The sequence below is a fragment of the Ensifer sp. ENS08 genome, assembly GCF_014852195.1.
GTDB classification, from domain to species: Bacteria; Pseudomonadota; Alphaproteobacteria; order Rhizobiales; family Rhizobiaceae; genus Ensifer; species Ensifer adhaerens.
Genome location: NZ_JACVBF010000005.1, coordinates 34,477 through 49,431, shown reverse-complemented (window position 1 = coordinate 49,431; position 14,955 = coordinate 34,477). Strand labels below are relative to the sequence as shown.

Below are 14,955 nucleotides of genomic sequence, written 5' to 3'. Positions count from 1 at the left end.
CGGTCGAGATCACCAGCCCGTTGTTCGATCACTTCGAGGGCATCGGCAAACGCGACCTGGGCGGTCGGCGAGAAGCTGCGGTCGACCTCGATCAGGCGCCGCAGATGGGCAAGGTCCTGCCTGTTGCGCTCCAGTTGCAAGGTCGCGGCCGGAAAGTCGCTTCGGGGATAGCTCTTCAGCGTCGGATAGAGAATAGCCGCAAGCGGCGCGACCAGCAGGAAAAGCAAGGCAGCAAGCGCGATCGATGCAATCCGAACGCCGCGCCGCCGCCAAAACCTGTTGCCCCTCGGCGCCGGACCTTCCTTGCCGATTTGTGTCTCGTTTCCCATCGATTGCGGCCCCCAACAGCGCCCCTCTTCAAGGCGCGATCCATCCCCACATTCAGCGCTCCAGCCAGGGCCGGCGATATTCCTTCAGCATCGCGCCCGAGCCCTGTTCGGGCCCGCAGCAATGACGGAGGTCGGACGATCGGCAAGACAAGACGTAGGAACGGCAGCACGACAATTCCATGCTCGCCGCCGGGGAAAATCAGAAGGCCGGTTCGGTCCCGTATTCGTCGTGGCGCCGGTTCCAAACGTAGGGTTCGGTCTGTGGCCATCCCGCGGGAGACACTTCCCATGTTTCCTGGCGACCGTAGGGCGTCAGGTCCAGATACGTCCACATGCTGCCGAGATACTCGACGCCACGCGCACCGTTGAAATAGGTGCGGTAGATATCGTCGCCGTCCCTGAGGAAAACGCTGACGCCATGACGCTCGCTGGTCCTGGTCGGGTCATCCGGGTCGGCGACCGTGGCCCCCATGTCGTGGTTGAAGTCGCTCGCCATGGACGAGTACCAGACCGGGTGCTGCCACTGCATCCGGGCCTGATATTTCTGCAGCTTCTCGAGCGGCGCGCGCGAGATCAGCACGATGGACGTATCGCGTGCGTTGAGATGCGCCGGGTGGGTCATCGCGTCCACGACCCAGGAACAGCCGTCGCAGCCCGCCTTCCATCCGGGCGCGAACATGAAGTGATAGACGATCAGTTGCCGCCGACCATCGAAGAGGTCGGCAAGGCTTAACGTGCCCGTGGGGCCTTCGAACGAATAGTCCTTGTCGATCCTGACCATCGGCAAGCGCCGTCGCTCGGCGCTCAAGTCATCGCGTGCGCGGGTGAGGGCTTTCTCCCTGGCAATCTGTTGTTCGATTGCGGCTTGCCACTCATCAATTGAAACTATCTTAGGCAACATTCTCAATGATCTCCCTTTTTTGGGCAACTTGCGTGGGGGCATCGTTGCAACGCTGAACTCCGATCGGCGACGTCCAGCCAACCGGCTCGGTTCGATTGCTCCCGAAAAGCTCTCAATCCGATCTTACCTGCGCGGTCTCCGTCCCATCTGGCGTCAATATGTTGTAAAACAATAACATGTCAAGCGAGCGGGAAGAAGTCTTGGTTTTCTCGGCATTGGCCCATCCACGCCGGCGGGCCATGCTCGATCGCCTCAAGGGCGAGGCGCAGACCACCGGCATGCTCTGCGCCGCCCTTTTCAGACATGGATCGCTGTACCATCATGCAGCATCTGAAGGTGCTGGAAGAGGCCGACCTGATCATCGTCAGCCGGGCAGGAGAGCGCTGGAACTATCTCAATGCGCTGCCGATCAAGCGCATTCACGGCCGCTGGATCAGTGAACATGCCGCCCACCCGGTGACCATTCTCGACAGACTGAAACCCGGTATGCCCGAGGTGCGTGCGGCCCTTCGTTCGGGCCTGCGCTATGCCGCCGAAGAGATCATGGCGCGCGACAAAAACCAGCAGAAACTGACGCCGGCAAAGGTCGCGCTCGAGCTCGGTATTTCCGTGCGCCAGCTGCATGTCCTGGTCGAACACGCGGAATTGACCTTCGCTCGCACGCTGGCATCGATGCGGATTTCGCAGGCACGGCGGCTTCGCGTCGAGCGGCCCGCCTTGCCCGTCACCGAGGTTGCCTATGCCTGCGGATTCGATAGTCTTGCAACGTTTTACCGACTTTTCACGGGCGCTTACGGGATGGCGCCGGGTGAATTCCGGGCGGCAGGCTCGCTCCATTAGTCCCGGGCGGAAGCCTGCCTTGACGTAAGGCCGGCCTCGGCGTCGGATCAATCCGGTTGCCAAAAAGCCATAATTGCTTCACCTAGATCCCTCTTCGACACTCGGCATTAAGAATTGGGTCAACGCTGAATGCGCATTTCATACGTCTTCCTTGGTGCATTTCTTGCAATCGCGCCGTCCGCCTATGCAGACGTTGCCTCGCCTCCTGTTCTGGAGCCGCTGAAGCAGCAGGCACAGGCCGCACAGTTGAGCGCAAAATTTCTGACGCGCTACAGCTACAAGCCCGTTCCGCTAGACGACGCCCTGTCGGCCAAGATCATGGACAGCTTCATCGAGTCCCTCGATCCGGATCGTGGGCTCTTCCTGCAGGCCGACATCGACAGTTTCAAACCTGACCGCAACGAGATCGACGACGCCATCAAGAAGAAGGACCTGAAGATCCCGTTTGCGATCTTCAACGTCTATGGAAAGCGTGTCGTCGACCGCATGAACTACGCGCGCGAACTGCTGAAGCAGGACTTCGATTTCACGAAGCAGGAGGATTATTCCCTGTCGCGCGAGAAGGCGCCCTGGCCGCAGTCGGAAGCCGAGAGCAACGAGCTGTGGCGCAAGCGCGTGAAAAGCGACTGGCTGCGCTTGAAGCTCAGTGGCAAGACTGATGCGGCCATTCGCGAAACGCTCGACAAGCGCTATGCAAACGCGCTCGAGCGTGCCTCCAAGTACAAGAGTGACGACGTCTTCCAGTCGTTCATGAACGCCTACACGACGTCGGTCGATCCGCACACGGATTACTTTGGCGCCCGCGCTTCGGCCGATTTCGATATCGCCATGAAGCTCTCGCTGGTTGGAATCGGCGCGGTACTGCAGGAACGCGACGACTACACGACGATCCGCGAGCTCGTGCCTGGTGGGCCGGCGCAGCTGTCCGGCAAGCTTGCGGTCGGAGACCGCATCACCGGCGTTGGGCAGGGTCACGACGGCCCGATAAAGGAAGTGGTCGGCACGCGCATCGATGAAGTCGTGCAGTTGATCCGCGGGAAGAAGGGGTCGGTCGTGCGCCTCGACGTTCTGCCGGCCGATGCGGGAGCAGACGCCGCCCATCGCATCGTCACCCTCGTGCGCGACAAGATCAGCCTCGAAAAGCAGGCGGCGCAGAAGAGCGTTCTGTCTGTGAAGGCGGGCGATACCACCCGCAAGATCGGGGTGATCACTCTTCCGGCCTTCTATGAGGATTTCGAAGCCCGGCGCAAAAGAGAGCAGGATTATCGCAGCGCGAGCCGCGACGTCGCAAAGCTTCTCGAAGAGCTGAAGCAGGAACAGGTCGACAGCGTTCTGATCGACGTTCGCAACAATGGCGGCGGTTCGCTGGACCAGGCGATTGCCCTGACCGGCCTGTTCATCGGCTCTGGACCGGTCGTTCAGCAACGCAGTGGCGACGGCAAGGTCGTGGTGACAAGCTCGGAGTTTCCTGAGCCTCTCTGGTCAGGGCCTGTCGGTGTTTTGATCAATCGCGGGTCGGCTTCGGCCTCTGAGATTTTTGCTGCGGCCATCCAGGACTACGGCCGCGGTGTCGTCATCGGCGAGCCCAGCTTCGGTAAGGGCACGGTTCAAACCGTCGTCGACCTCGACCAGATGGTCCGCAACAGCAAGCCTGCGTTTGGAGAACTCAAGGTGACGATCGCCCAGTTCTTCCGGGTCAATGGCGGCACTACGCAGCTGCACGGCGTAACGCCCGATATCAGTCTGCCGGGGCTTTCCGACCCGACGCGCTTTGGCGAGACGAGCTATGATAACGCCCTGCCGTGGTCAGAGATCAAGCCTGCGGATTATACGCCGGCCGATACCGTCACGGCGCTGCTGCCGGCACTGCAGGACCGCCATAATGCGCGCATTGCAAGCGACCCCGATTTCCAGCGCCTCCTCGAAGACATCGCCGACATCAAGGCGCAACGCGAAAAAGGCGTTGTCTCCCTCAACGAAGCCGAACGTCGCAAGGAAATGAAGGATCGCGAAAATCGTCTTAAGGCTCGAGCCCAGGGAAGCGATGGCGAGGATACCGGTGAGGACGATGGATTGAATGCGGATGAACGCAGCCTGAGTGCCGATATCGCAATGGAAAACGCCCGCAAGAACGCAAAGGACGTTCTGCTTGCTGAGGCGACCGCCATTCTGGCCGATGAGGCGGATTTGCAGGAAGGTGGATTGAAGGCAGCCACGCAGCCACCGGCAAGCGCCACCGGAAACTAGTCTGCTCGGCCGATGCGCGGGTACTTGAGGAAAGGTCGACAAAGCACTCCTTTGTCGACCTTTTTTGTTTCCCGCGCTCAGCGCAGACGTACAAGCCTATAAAATATCGTTGGCGTCGCTGAGCTGCGAGTAAATGGAGTATGCGCTCAGGAACAGAATGCTGAATAGGATTATCGCGCTAAAAAACATAAAAAGGTACTTCAATGTACTCAGCGTAAAATCACCGTACATCCTTGTCCTATTGTTCTTTTGCAGGAACATTACGCTGTCAGAGACCTGATTTTTCCCGGATATTGAATTCAAATGGTAGTCAGCGCGTTTGAGCTGAATTCGTAATGTTTTCACAAGGTGCAGGACCCCAATCGGCGCTCGTCTTTGACAACGAGGGTTCTGGGCGAATGACATGCAATGAGAAGACAAACAGCCATAGAAGGGGCGTGGCAGGGGGGCGGGGAATCGCAAGAATAGTGTCGATCATGCTCACTCTTGGGGGATGTACGACCGTTCCCTTGAAGGAAGCAGGAACGCTTACCTCCTACAGCAACCTCAGTGCTCCGAAGGGGAAGTTCGAGAAGAAGAGAGTCTATTTCCGCAAGGATGGCCTGAAGGAAGTCAAAACGGTGAGCATCGCGCCGACGTCTCTGGCCCCGCCTGCGCTGCAGCGTGTCGAGAAGCAGAAGGACCGCCTGCTGGTAACGAACGCGATTGACCGCGCGATCTGCATCACCATGAGCGAAAAATATCGGATCGTCCCGTTCGGTACGCCCGCAGATCTGACGGTCCGAACGGTTGTTACGGACATTGTCCCGACCGAGCCGTCCGTCGCTGGTGCCGCCAAGGCGATTTCCATCGGCAGTTCGCTTGCCTTGCCGGTCGGCATACCACGACTGCCCTTCGGGCTCGGCGGGCTGGCCGTCGAAGCGGAGGCCGTCGATCGAACCGGCAAACAAACGGCGGCGATCGTTTGGTCGAAGGGCGCGAACTCGTTTACGAGTGAAGCGCGCGTTTCGCAGGTTGGTGACACCTATGACCTGGCCGCGGCTTTCGGCAAGGATTTCTCAAGAATGGTCGTCGCCGGCAAAGAACCTGGAGATTTCGATCTGTACTTGCCGTCCGTTTATGACATTCGCACGTCGCTTGGTGGGAAACCCGGTTCTGCGACCTGTGAGGACTTCGTGCGTGCGCCGGGTGTGGTCGGCATGATCGGCGCCTCCATCGGAGCGCCGCCGTCCTGGACGGACAGGGGAGGCAAGCTCGCCCTCGCGGCAACCGGAACAGCCGTTTCTGCCGAAAAAACAACCCCTTCCATTGGCAGCCGCTGAGGCGGACTACGCTTGTGTCTCGTAACATTGTCGCAAGGTGGCAATGGGATCCAGGCATCGACAAAACGAGAAATAAACCGAGGTCATTTTATGCGTCTTTTCATTGCAGCGGGCCTGCTGATCGTGCTGGCGGGATGCGAAACCGTAGAATACAGAAACCGTTGTGCCGAGTACGGATTCGTGCCGGGAACCGATGCTCATGCTAATTGCGTGCAACGTCTTGATATGTCCGATGAACGCCGTAGAGGACGCGATTACGATCCTCCCATGTATTCTTACGAGTAATTCCGCAGGGATGCCGGATGTTTTAGAGAGGGCTGTTTCGATTGGGATGATTGCGACCTGACTTACGTCGTGTTGTTTAGAGTCCTTTTTTGTTTCCTTCATGAATATTCGCATCTTCAAAACTCAATTCTAGTCGACACTGGCAGGCAACATGCGAATTCTGATCGTAGAAGATGATCGTGAGCTGGCGTCTTCGCTCAAGACCATGCTGGAAGCCGCGATCGGCGTTGCGGATGTATTCGAAACGCTTGCGGATGCCGAGGCGGCACTGCTTGCCTTCAAGTTCGATCTCGTCGTCATCGACCGCAACCTACCTGATGGTGACGGCCTGTCGCTGCTGCCGACGCTGCGGCAACTCCGCCCGAGGCCGGCGACGCTCGTTCTGACGGCATTGGACGATCCGACCGATATCGTGTCTGCGCTCGACAAGGGCGCAGACGAATATGTAGGCAAACCATTCGAGCCCATGGAGCTTATTGCACGGGCGCGCGCGGTTCTTCGTCGCTACAGCCTGGACGAGACCGGCTGCACGCAATTCGGCAATCTATCGTTTGATCTCATCAATCGATCCGCCATGATCGGTGAGAACGCGCTGAGCGTTCCGAGACGCGAACTCGCCGTTCTGGAAGCGTTGATCCGGCGGGCAGGGCGCGTCGTGCAGCGCGACAATCTTGAAGCTGCCGTCTACAATATCGACGAGGAGATCGAGTCCAACGTGCTCGATTCCCATGTCTCGCGGCTACGCAAGCGTCTGCGCGAGGGCAATTGCAGCGCAACGATCCGGACCATTCGCGGCATCGGCTACATGCTGGTGCAAGAGTAATGAGGCGTCCGAATTCAATCGCCTTTCCGGTGGCCATCGTGCTCATCTTGGGCATGGCGCTGATGATGGTGATCAGCACCGTCCTCACCGTCGCGGTGTTCCTGTTGACGGACGGGCAGAGCAGGAAAAAAATCGCAGTCGAAAGTGTCGTCGAACTTCTCCAGGATGGTGTGAGCTACGATCACACCGGCAAGTTTGTGCTCGAGGTCGAAGGCGTAATTGCGGAAAAGATTATCAGGCTTTCCGAAGAGCAGTCCGAATTCTGGTACTTTGTCAGTGACGGAACCCAAACCATCATACACGGCGCCGTGCCGGCATCGGTTCAAGACATCATCGATACGACCTCTCCCCAGGTATTTTCCTCTGAGTTTTCTTACATGGCGGGCCAGCAGCAATTTCTCGGGCTCCGAAAACTGAACGCGGAGGATCCACCCAAACTCGTTGTGGTCGGCGGAGTGACATTTTCGAATGCTGAAACGCTGCTCGTGGTCCTGCGCGAAATTTGGCCGCAGGGGCTTTACCATCTTCTGGGTATTGTTCTTGTTGCCACGGCCACGATCGCTGTCGTTGCTGTCAAGCGCACGATCGCAACCCCTGTAAGAAGGGTTGTCGATTCAGCCGAGCAGATCGACGGGCTTCCCAATGGTCGCCGGATATCGGATCGCAACACTCCGATAGAACTGAAGCCGATGGTTGCCGCGTTCAACACGGCGCTCGGTTGTATCGACAACGCGTTCGAAGCGCAGCGAAACTTTCTTGCCAACGCATCCCACGAATTGCGGACGCCGCTGACCAAATTGCGGTTGAAGCTCGACCTTGTTCAGGACCCGGACGTGCGGGAGGTCCTTGTTCGCGACACGGCGCGGCTTGCATCAATCGTCACGACATCGTTGCAGTTGGCGCGTTTGTCAGGCCAGGCGCTGACCTTCACCATGGTAGATCTCGCAGCCATCGCGCGCGCGGCCATTGCCGAGCATGTGCCATCCGTGATGAAGCAGGGCATGGACATCGAGTTCAAAGCAGAGAGGCGGGTCATTGTCCCCGTTTCCGAACCGGCCATTCGCCTGGTCTTGGACAACTTGATCATCAATGCGATGCGACACGCACGCGGAACGGAAGTGCTTGTAGTCGAGGTTCTGCAAGCCCGGATCGTGCGGGTCAGCGATGAGGGCCCAGGAATCCCGGCCGCGGAGCGCGAGAAAATGCTGAGGCCGTTTGTGCGGGGCAATACCAGCGCGAGTGAGGGAACAGGCATGGGACTGGCCATCGTTGCCCAGATTATGACGGCACACAACGGCTCCGTGGCGCTCGGAGAAGCAGCGAACGGCGGTTTGGTCGTCGATCTGGCGTTTCCGAAAACTGCGAAGGAATCCGCGTTTTCGTGATAGCCGCGCCATTGTTCCTTGAAGCCGCTCGCGCACAATCTCTTCGGCTCGCTCACTCCGCCAAATATTCGCGCAACAGCAGGCGTGCACGGTGCAGCCGCGCTTTCACTGCCTGTCGCGAAAGATCGAGAGCCGCGGCGATCTCGTCGATCGTCATCTCCTGGAGGTCGCGCATCAGAGCCACGTCGCGATAGTGCGGCGGCAGAGCCTCGAAGGCCGCTGCCAGATCAAGCCGCAACGCATGTTCGGGCCGCTGCACCAGACTTGTTTCAAGTGCGTCCTCGTCTACGGCGGCGATCATGCCGGTACGTCGGGCGAGCCTCAGGCACTCCCGCCGCACCACGCTGAACAACCAGTTCGACAGGGTCGCGAGTGCCCGGATCGCGCCGACATGGCGCGACAGAAGCCAAAGCGCTTCTTGTGTCGCATCGTCGACATCGGCGGTCCGGCAGGTTGCTCGGGCATATCGGCGAATATCCGGCTGCGTCCGCTCGAGCAGCCGGACGATCGCATTGCGATCGCCGTGGCGGGCGGCTTCGAAAGTTTCAGTCGTCACCGCCTTTGTGTTCATGGCTTGATCCGATCATGGATCCCGGCAACGGCGCAGGCCGGGCAATAGCCGATGAGGCCGGTGAGGACGAAGGTGAGGGCCGATACGCCCACCAAGAGGGCGATCCACCCGCTCAGGAAACTGTATGCCATCACAGCCGCGCCAACCCCAAGGCCAATCCGCACGATCTGCTGCCCCTTACCTATATTCTTGCGAAAAAATGTCATGCAACACCTCCGGTGCAAACCGAGACCCATCGTCTCAGTCACAAGAGGCGCGGAACCCGGAAAAGGATTCGCGACGGCACGACTTTTTTCGTGACGGCGGATCCATCGGTACCAAATTTGGGCCGCTGTACTTCTGCCATGGCGCCGGCCAAGTGCTGTTCGGCCGTTGGCCGTCCCTTGACGCCGTCCGCCGAGCGTCTCCGTGCCCTCGATCCGGATTATCTCGCTTGCGAGCCATCCGGGTTCCCAACGGAGATTCCTGTTCGATGAAACGAATACTGGTGACCCTGGTTGCAATGATTGCTCCGATTGCCATGGCTGAGGCTCATGCCGAGCCGCTTTCAAGTGCCTTGGCGAAGGCCTACCACAACAACCCGACGCTCAATGCAGCGCGGGCCGGAGTGCGCGCGAGCGCGTACGACATCGACATCGCACGGTCGGCGATGCATCCGAAAATCACCTGGCGCAGCGGGATCGGGTACAATTCCAGTGCGGCGACCAATCGCGGCACGTTTAGTATCGTTCTCGATCAGACCCTCTTCGACGGCCTGCAGACGACCAACAATGTCGAGGTCAATAAGGCGCGACAGCGCGCCGCCGAGGAAAACACCCGCAACACCGCGCAGAACATCCTGTTCGAGGCGACCGAGGCATATATGGACGTGGTGCTGACGCGCCGCATCGTCGCGCTACGCAAACAGGATCTGGATTTCCTCAAGGAGCTCACGCGATCCGAGATCGCCCGCCACCAAGCAGGCGAACGGACCCGAACAAACATCGCTCAGGCCGAGGCGCGCCGCGCTGCGGCGCAGGCGGAACTGAGCCTCGCCCATGCCGAAGCCAAGCGTGCCCAAGCGACCTACAGGCAGGTCATCGGCGACGAACCGGGCAATTTAACCGGTGGAAAAGTTCCCGTGAAAATGCTGCCCGCCAACATCGATAAGGCGCTGGCGATTGCCGCCAAGCAGCATCCCGCTCTTCTGGCGAAACGGCACCTCGCCGAAGGCGCCATGTTCAATGTTGCCGTCAGCGAGGGAAAGCTCCTGCCGACCGTGAAGGGGGCGATCGGGATTGGCAGAGGTGCGCGCGTGAGCGCGATCGACGCAATGGCGTTCGACGGATCGGCGACGGAGCAAAAGGCGGGCATCGAGCTCAAGGTACCCATCTATCCGGGAGGAAAGGCGGCGGCCGAGGTACGGCGCTCGAAGGAGGACCTCGGGAAATCGAACTTCACCGTCGACGTTCAGCACGCCGAAGTTCAGTCGAAGGCGGCCTCTGCCTGGGCGCAATACCAGGGAGCGCTCGCAACCGCGTCCGCCAACCGGGCCGCCGTCAAGGCGGCAAAAATGGCCAAGGACGGCATGATGGCAGAACAAGCGATCGGCCAGCGCACGCTACTCAACGTACTGGAAGCCCAGGCCGACGTGGTGAAGGCGCAGGTGAAGCTCGCCACCGCTGAGCGGGAGACCGTCGTCGGAGGCTACCGCATCCTGTCGGCCATCGGCAGGCTCGGGGCCAAGGACCTGGGCCTCGTGGCCCGACGGGCGGATACCGAGACACGATGAGCGGACAAGCTCCCTAATGTTGCGCCGTGGCCCTCGCCGCGGTGGATTGCGACATGTTGCGTCTGAGGGGAAATCGGCCCTATCCAAATGTCTCGATGCCTTCCGTCAGGTCGTACCAGGTGTGTCGGCGCGAGGCCCAGAACACGGCGGCGGGCGGCGGGAAGTCCGGGTCGGCAAAGCAGCCCGCGGAGATCATCACCGCGTCCGTCAGCGCCTCCGCCTCCATGTAGACCAGCGTTCCGCATTTCGGGCAGAAGGTCTGGTCCACCCAGCGGCCGGCGTCGCTGCCGCGTCGCCACACCCGGCGTTCCCCTTCGATGCCGATGACGGACGCTCTGGAAAATCGGGCGCGATAGCCGAAGCCCGATCCCGTTGCGCGTTGGCATTCCAGACAGGCGCAGGCGTAGACACGGGCAGGGGGTCCGTTCACGGTAATCTTCAGGCCACCGCAGGCACAGCTTGCCGTTCGCTTTCCGGCGCACTCTAGGGTCTGCGGCCGTCCATTGTCTTGCAGGCGATCGCTTGTGGTCATGGCACGGACCTGGCCAGGGCCGCGCGTTCACGCGACAGATATCTTGCCGCAAACGTGCCAGGCTTCAGAAATAGCCGGGCGCGCGCGGGGCCAATGCGCCCGCCGCCGGCAACACCTATATTGGTCATGAACGACAACTCCGATTGAAAGCTGCCGTCTAATAGGAGCGGTTTTCGGAGCCTGTAAATTACGCACTTTAAAGTAAGCGGTAACTCGAAAGTAGGGAGCGGGGCGCGTGAAACGGTTGCAGCAGGACGATTGTGGCTTCGCATCGGCGCTGAACGCGATCGGCGGCAAATGGAAGACCCTGATATTGTGGGAGGTCAACATCGAACCGCGTCGCTTCGGCGAATTGCGACGTCTTCTGCCGGGGATCAGCGAAAAGGTCCTGGCACAACAACTTCGCGAAATGGAAGCCGATCGTCTGGTTCGCCGCGAGGTTTTTCCGGCCGCCGTTCAAAGGGTCGAGTATTCGGTGACGGAGTTCGGCAAGACCCTGAACGAGGCGGTCACGGTCCTGTCGACTTGGGGCGAGGAACATCAGGCAAGGCTTGCCGCGAAGGGCGAAGGATGTGGCGCCGATCCCGGCCGAAACTGAAACTGCAGTCCTTGGGTGATGGGGAATGGCTGGCATTCGCTCCAGGAGTGATGGCGCAGCGAGACGGGGTGTTCAGCCGTATGCGGCGGCCGGATATGTTTTGGCCGCCGCCGCAATCCTAATGTGAGCCTGGGTGCTGGAAGCCTCAGGCCTTTATGTCGGACAAGCTACGAGTCGTAATGCTCGGGCATTTCCTTGAGTTGATCCTTGGTCCACGTCGTCACGGCGTGGACGTCGCCGTCTTCGTCACGCATGAAATCGAGATCGGCAAGCGGCACGGCAACGGGTTTTGCGCCGATGCCCAGAAACCCGCCGACGTCGATGACGACGGTGCTCGCTGTGCCGACGCCGTGGACGTGGTCGACCGTGCCGACCTTATCGTCGTCCGCTCCGTAAACCGTTGCCCCTTCCAAAATCGCCGGTGTCAGTTCCGTGGCTGCAAGGCGTACGTGACCAGTGTGATCCATCTTCGTTGCTCCTTTGACTTCACAGTGGGAGAACCGACTTGAGAGCAAACGGTTCCATCACCGTGTCACAGGTTCAAGCACGGGCAGGAGTTTCCAGAAGGGCTGCGAATGTCGCGTCATCGCCGTGCCGGCGGGGGGCCAACGGAGTTGCGGATGACGAGGTCCGGTCGCAGCAGGATTTCGGTTTCGGAGGGCGCGCGGTCTGAAAGCAACTCCAAAAGCAGCGCCATCGCGTGTTTGCCGATGGCGGTTCGAGGCTGGCGGATGGTCGTCAGCGAAGGCGTCATGAAACTCGCCTGCGGGACATCATCGAAGCCGGTGACGGAAAAATCGTCAGGGATGTCGTAGCCGCGGGCGCGCAGGCCAAGCGTCACGCCAAGTGCGGTCTGGTCGTTGACGCACATAAAGGCGGTCGGCAGGTCGTCACGCATGAAGAGTTGTTCGAGCGCCAGCCTGCCGCTTTCCACGGTGCCGTCGCCTTCCATGATCAGACGACGATTGATGGCAATATCGGCCGCTGCAAGCCCCGCTTCATATCCCTGCCGCCGGCGGCCATAGGCAAGGCGGGTGTTGGAATCGCCGATAAAGGCGATGCGCCGGTGCCCTTCGGAAATCAGGAGATCGACGACTTTGCGCGCTCCCTCGACGTCATCGACCCCGACATAGGGGATGCCGCCGTTAAAGACCGGCTCGAAGACGCCGACGGTCGGCGGCAGCCGCGCCGTTAGCGTCTGATGGCCGAAGGGAAGGATGCCCGTAAACAGGATCATGCCCGCCGCCTGGTTGGAATTGAAGAACTTCAAATATTCCAGGCCACGCTGGGCGTCGTTCTGCGTATGACCGATCAGGACGCCGTAACCATGCGCGCGCGCTTCGTTTTCGAGACCCACTAGAATGCTTGAAAAGTTCGGATCACCGATATCCGGTGCGACAACGAGGATCATGTTCGACCGCCCGAGCCGCAGGCTGCGCGCCATCGCATTGGGCGTGTAGCCGGTAATCGCGATCGCCTGGTTGACCTTGAGGCGCGTCGATTTGGCTACCTTTTCCGGCATGTGAATGGCCCGCGATACGGTCGCGATCGACACTTCGGCGATCCGTGCGACGTCTTCAATGGTTGCGGGCTGGGAATTGGACACACTTGGCCTCGGGATTTGCTGCGAGGACGTTACACAGGTTCGCCCGACGGTCAAACGAAGAAGCCAAAAAAATTGTCGAGCAATCACGATGTAAACCTTTACATCGGTGAGTGTAAAGGTTTACATCGTTGAAATAGCGGTGGAGGCCGCAGGGAGGGGATAATGACCACGGAGCATGTCGACGGGGCTCCCGTCGTGCTGTCGGCGCGCCGCATCAGCAAATCGTTCAGCGGCGTGCAGGTCCTGTTCAGCGTCGATTTCGAGCTTCGCCAGGGCGAAATCCATGCGCTCATGGGCGAGAACGGGGCTGGAAAATCCACGCTGGTGAAGATCCTGTCGGGCTTTGAGCAGCCGACATCGGGCGAGATCCTGCTTGACGGGAAGTCGACGAAGCTGCCGGCCAATGGCGCTGCGGAAGCGCTCGGCATCGTCATCATCCACCAGGAATTCAATCTTGCCGAACATCTGACCGTTACCGAGAGCCTGTTTCTCGGCCGCGAGGTAACCCGTTTCGGCGTGCTCGACCGCAAGTTCATGCGCGCCGAGACCCGTCGTGTGCTCGATCTCCTCGGTTCGCATGTCGATGAGAGCGCGATGATCGGATCGCTCTCGATTGCCGAAAAGCAGATGGTCGAGATCGCCAAGGCCATCAGCCGCGATGCGCGCGTCGTGTTCATGGACGAGCCGACGGCTGTGCTGTCGCGCGAGGAGACGAACTTCCTGTTCCGGCTGGTGCGCAAGCTGCGCGACAAGGGAACGAGCTTCGTCTTCGTGTCGCACAAGCTCGACGAGGTGATGGAACTGACCGACCGCGTGACGGTGCTGCGCGACGGCCAGTGGATCAAGACGTCGCCGACCTCCATTCTCGACGGCGAGGCGATCGCCCAGCTGATGGTCGGGCGCGAGCTGTCGAGCCTTTATCCCGCAAAGAACGAGCCGGATGTCGACGAAGACGTGGTTCTGCGCGTCGATGCGGTATCGACCGGCTATGTCCGCGACGCGAGCTTCGAGGTGCGCCGCGGCGAAGTCCTCGGCTTTTCCGGCATGATCGGCTCAGGCCGGACGGAGCTGATGGAGGCGATCGTCGGCTTGCGCGCGCGCACGGCCGGCGAGGTGCTGGTGCGTGGCGAGCCGGTGCCATCCGGCGACGTGCATGCGGCCAACAAGGCTGGCCTTGCCTATATGACCAAGGACCGCAAGGCCAAGGGGCTCCTGCTCAATGCCGGCATGATGGCGAACCTGACGCTGCAATCGCTCGGCCGCCACAGCCGCCTCGGCTATCTCGATCCCGGCAGCGAAGAGGCGGCCCTGGTCAAGGCGCGGCGTCGCTTCGACATTCGCGTGCGGGACGACAGGATCGTAGCCGGGCGCATGTCCGGCGGCAATCAGCAGAAGCTGCTTCTCGCCAAGGTCATGGAAACCGACCCCAGCATCATCATCATCGATGAGCCGACGCGGGGCATCGACGTCGGCACCAAGCAGCAGATCTATCACTTCATTTCGGCGCTCGCCCGGGATGGCCGCTCGATCATCGTCGTCTCCTCCGAGATGCCGGAGATCATTGGCCTTTGCAGTCGCGTCGCGGTCATGCGGGAAGGCCATATCGCCGGCATTCTCGAAGGCGACGAGATCTCCGAACAGGAGATCATGCGTTACGCCGCAGGCCTGAAGAAAAAGACGGCGGCTTGAGCCGCATCAGCGGCGCGGCCGACGGCAACAACAACAAGATTCCCGACAGATGGGGG

The 14,955-nt window shown here is 60.3% G+C and carries 13 protein-coding genes and 2 pseudogenes; 9 read left to right on the top strand and 6 right to left on the bottom strand.

Annotated features, from left to right (window positions below):
- Window positions 1–528 precede the first annotated feature (528 nt).
- Window positions 529–1,230: a DUF899 domain-containing protein gene (locus tag IB272_RS13950; RefSeq protein WP_060520299.1), complete on the bottom strand. Its 702-nt coding sequence runs from the start codon at window positions 1,228–1,230 to the stop codon at window positions 529–531.
- A 176-nt stretch (window positions 1,231–1,406) separates the two neighbouring features.
- Between IB272_RS13950 and IB272_RS34885 the strand changes: the two are divergent.
- From IB272_RS34885 to IB272_RS13925, 6 genes and pseudogenes are all read left to right on the top strand, one after another.
- Window positions 1,407–1,710, top strand: a pseudogene (locus tag IB272_RS34885) (helix-turn-helix domain-containing protein); the annotation flags it as partial.
- Window positions 1,702–2,070, top strand: a pseudogene (locus IB272_RS13945) (helix-turn-helix transcriptional regulator); the annotation flags it as partial. The pseudogenes IB272_RS34885 and IB272_RS13945, both read left to right, overlap by 9 nt.
- Window positions 2,071–2,199: 129 nt before the next feature.
- On the top strand, window positions 2,200–4,317 hold the full coding sequence (locus IB272_RS13940) for a carboxy terminal-processing peptidase (protein WP_192444477.1): 2,118 nt from the start codon (window positions 2,200–2,202) through the stop codon (window positions 4,315–4,317).
- 476 nt (window positions 4,318–4,793) lie between these two features.
- Window positions 4,794–5,639, top strand: coding sequence for a DUF3313 domain-containing protein (locus tag IB272_RS13935; protein ID WP_246810364.1), 846 nt, complete (start codon window positions 4,794–4,796; stop codon window positions 5,637–5,639).
- 436 nt (window positions 5,640–6,075) lie between these two features.
- Entirely contained in the window at window positions 6,076–6,747 is a 672-nt protein-coding gene (locus tag IB272_RS13930; protein WP_060530510.1) for a response regulator transcription factor, read from the top strand.
- On the top strand, window positions 6,747–8,132 hold the full coding sequence (locus IB272_RS13925; protein ID WP_192444475.1) for a HAMP domain-containing sensor histidine kinase: 1,386 nt from the start codon (window positions 6,747–6,749) through the stop codon (window positions 8,130–8,132). Before IB272_RS13930 ends, IB272_RS13925 begins: the two co-directional genes overlap by 1 nt.
- A gap of 52 nt (window positions 8,133–8,184) precedes the next feature.
- On the opposite strand, the gene IB272_RS13920 is transcribed toward IB272_RS13925, so the two are convergent.
- Entirely contained in the window at window positions 8,185–8,703 is a 519-nt protein-coding gene (locus tag IB272_RS13920) for a sigma-70 family RNA polymerase sigma factor (protein ID WP_192444474.1), read from the bottom strand.
- On the bottom strand, window positions 8,700–8,909 hold the full coding sequence (locus IB272_RS13915) for a DUF2892 domain-containing protein (protein WP_060520293.1): 210 nt from the start codon (window positions 8,907–8,909) through the stop codon (window positions 8,700–8,702). Before IB272_RS13915 ends, IB272_RS13920 begins: the two co-directional genes overlap by 4 nt.
- A gap of 227 nt (window positions 8,910–9,136) precedes the next feature.
- Here IB272_RS13915 and IB272_RS13910 point away from each other — a divergent pair, with 227 nt between their 5' ends.
- On the top strand, window positions 9,137–10,474 hold the full coding sequence (locus tag IB272_RS13910) for a TolC family outer membrane protein (RefSeq protein ID WP_192444473.1): 1,338 nt from the start codon (window positions 9,137–9,139) through the stop codon (window positions 10,472–10,474).
- Window positions 10,475–10,553: 79 nt separating this feature from the next.
- On the opposite strand, the gene IB272_RS13905 is transcribed toward IB272_RS13910, so the two are convergent.
- Window positions 10,554–10,904, bottom strand: coding sequence for a GFA family protein (locus IB272_RS13905; RefSeq protein ID WP_034798240.1), 351 nt, complete (start codon window positions 10,902–10,904; stop codon window positions 10,554–10,556).
- 337 nt (window positions 10,905–11,241) lie between these two features.
- On the opposite strand from IB272_RS13905, the gene IB272_RS13900 reads away from it, so the two are divergent.
- A complete protein-coding gene (locus tag IB272_RS13900; RefSeq protein ID WP_192444472.1) occupies window positions 11,242–11,604 on the top strand; it encodes a helix-turn-helix domain-containing protein in 363 nt (120 codons plus the stop codon).
- A gap of 167 nt (window positions 11,605–11,771) precedes the next feature.
- Here IB272_RS13900 and IB272_RS13895 read toward each other — a convergent pair whose 3' ends face one another.
- Entirely contained in the window at window positions 11,772–12,071 is a 300-nt protein-coding gene (locus IB272_RS13895; RefSeq protein ID WP_034798138.1) for a PRC-barrel domain-containing protein, read from the bottom strand.
- Window positions 12,072–12,187: 116 nt separating this feature from the next.
- Window positions 12,188–13,210: a LacI family DNA-binding transcriptional regulator gene (locus IB272_RS13890; protein WP_060530505.1), complete on the bottom strand. Its 1,023-nt coding sequence runs from the start codon at window positions 13,208–13,210 to the stop codon at window positions 12,188–12,190.
- Between the two features lie 162 nt (window positions 13,211–13,372).
- Between IB272_RS13890 and IB272_RS13885 the strand changes: the two genes are divergently transcribed.
- Window positions 13,373–14,899: a sugar ABC transporter ATP-binding protein gene (locus IB272_RS13885; protein ID WP_034798142.1), complete on the top strand. Its 1,527-nt coding sequence runs from the start codon at window positions 13,373–13,375 to the stop codon at window positions 14,897–14,899.
- Window positions 14,900–14,955: the final 56 nt, after the last annotated feature.

Excerpts from the sequence above, each read along its gene's own strand:
- IB272_RS13885 (WP_034798142.1), top strand. The coding sequence starts at position 13,373 with ATGACCACGGAGCATGTCGACGGGGCTCCCGTCGTGCTGTCGGCGCGC.
- IB272_RS13935 (WP_246810364.1), top strand. The coding sequence starts at position 4,794 with ATGCTCACTCTTGGGGGATGTACGACCGTTCCCTTGAAGGAAGCAGGA.
- IB272_RS13920 (WP_192444474.1), bottom strand. The coding sequence starts at position 8,703 with ATGAACACAAAGGCGGTGACGACTGAAACTTTCGAAGCCGCCCGCCAC.
- IB272_RS13915 (WP_060520293.1), bottom strand. The coding sequence starts at position 8,909 with ATGACATTTTTTCGCAAGAATATAGGTAAGGGGCAGCAGATCGTGCGG.
- IB272_RS13930 (WP_060530510.1), top strand. The coding sequence starts at position 6,076 with ATGCGAATTCTGATCGTAGAAGATGATCGTGAGCTGGCGTCTTCGCTC.
- IB272_RS13950 (WP_060520299.1), bottom strand. The coding sequence starts at position 1,230 with ATGTTGCCTAAGATAGTTTCAATTGATGAGTGGCAAGCCGCAATCGAA.
- IB272_RS13940 (WP_192444477.1), top strand. The coding sequence starts at position 2,200 with ATGCGCATTTCATACGTCTTCCTTGGTGCATTTCTTGCAATCGCGCCG.
- IB272_RS13895 (WP_034798138.1), bottom strand. The coding sequence starts at position 12,071 with ATGGATCACACTGGTCACGTACGCCTTGCAGCCACGGAACTGACACCG.
- IB272_RS13925 (WP_192444475.1), top strand. The coding sequence starts at position 6,747 with ATGAGGCGTCCGAATTCAATCGCCTTTCCGGTGGCCATCGTGCTCATC.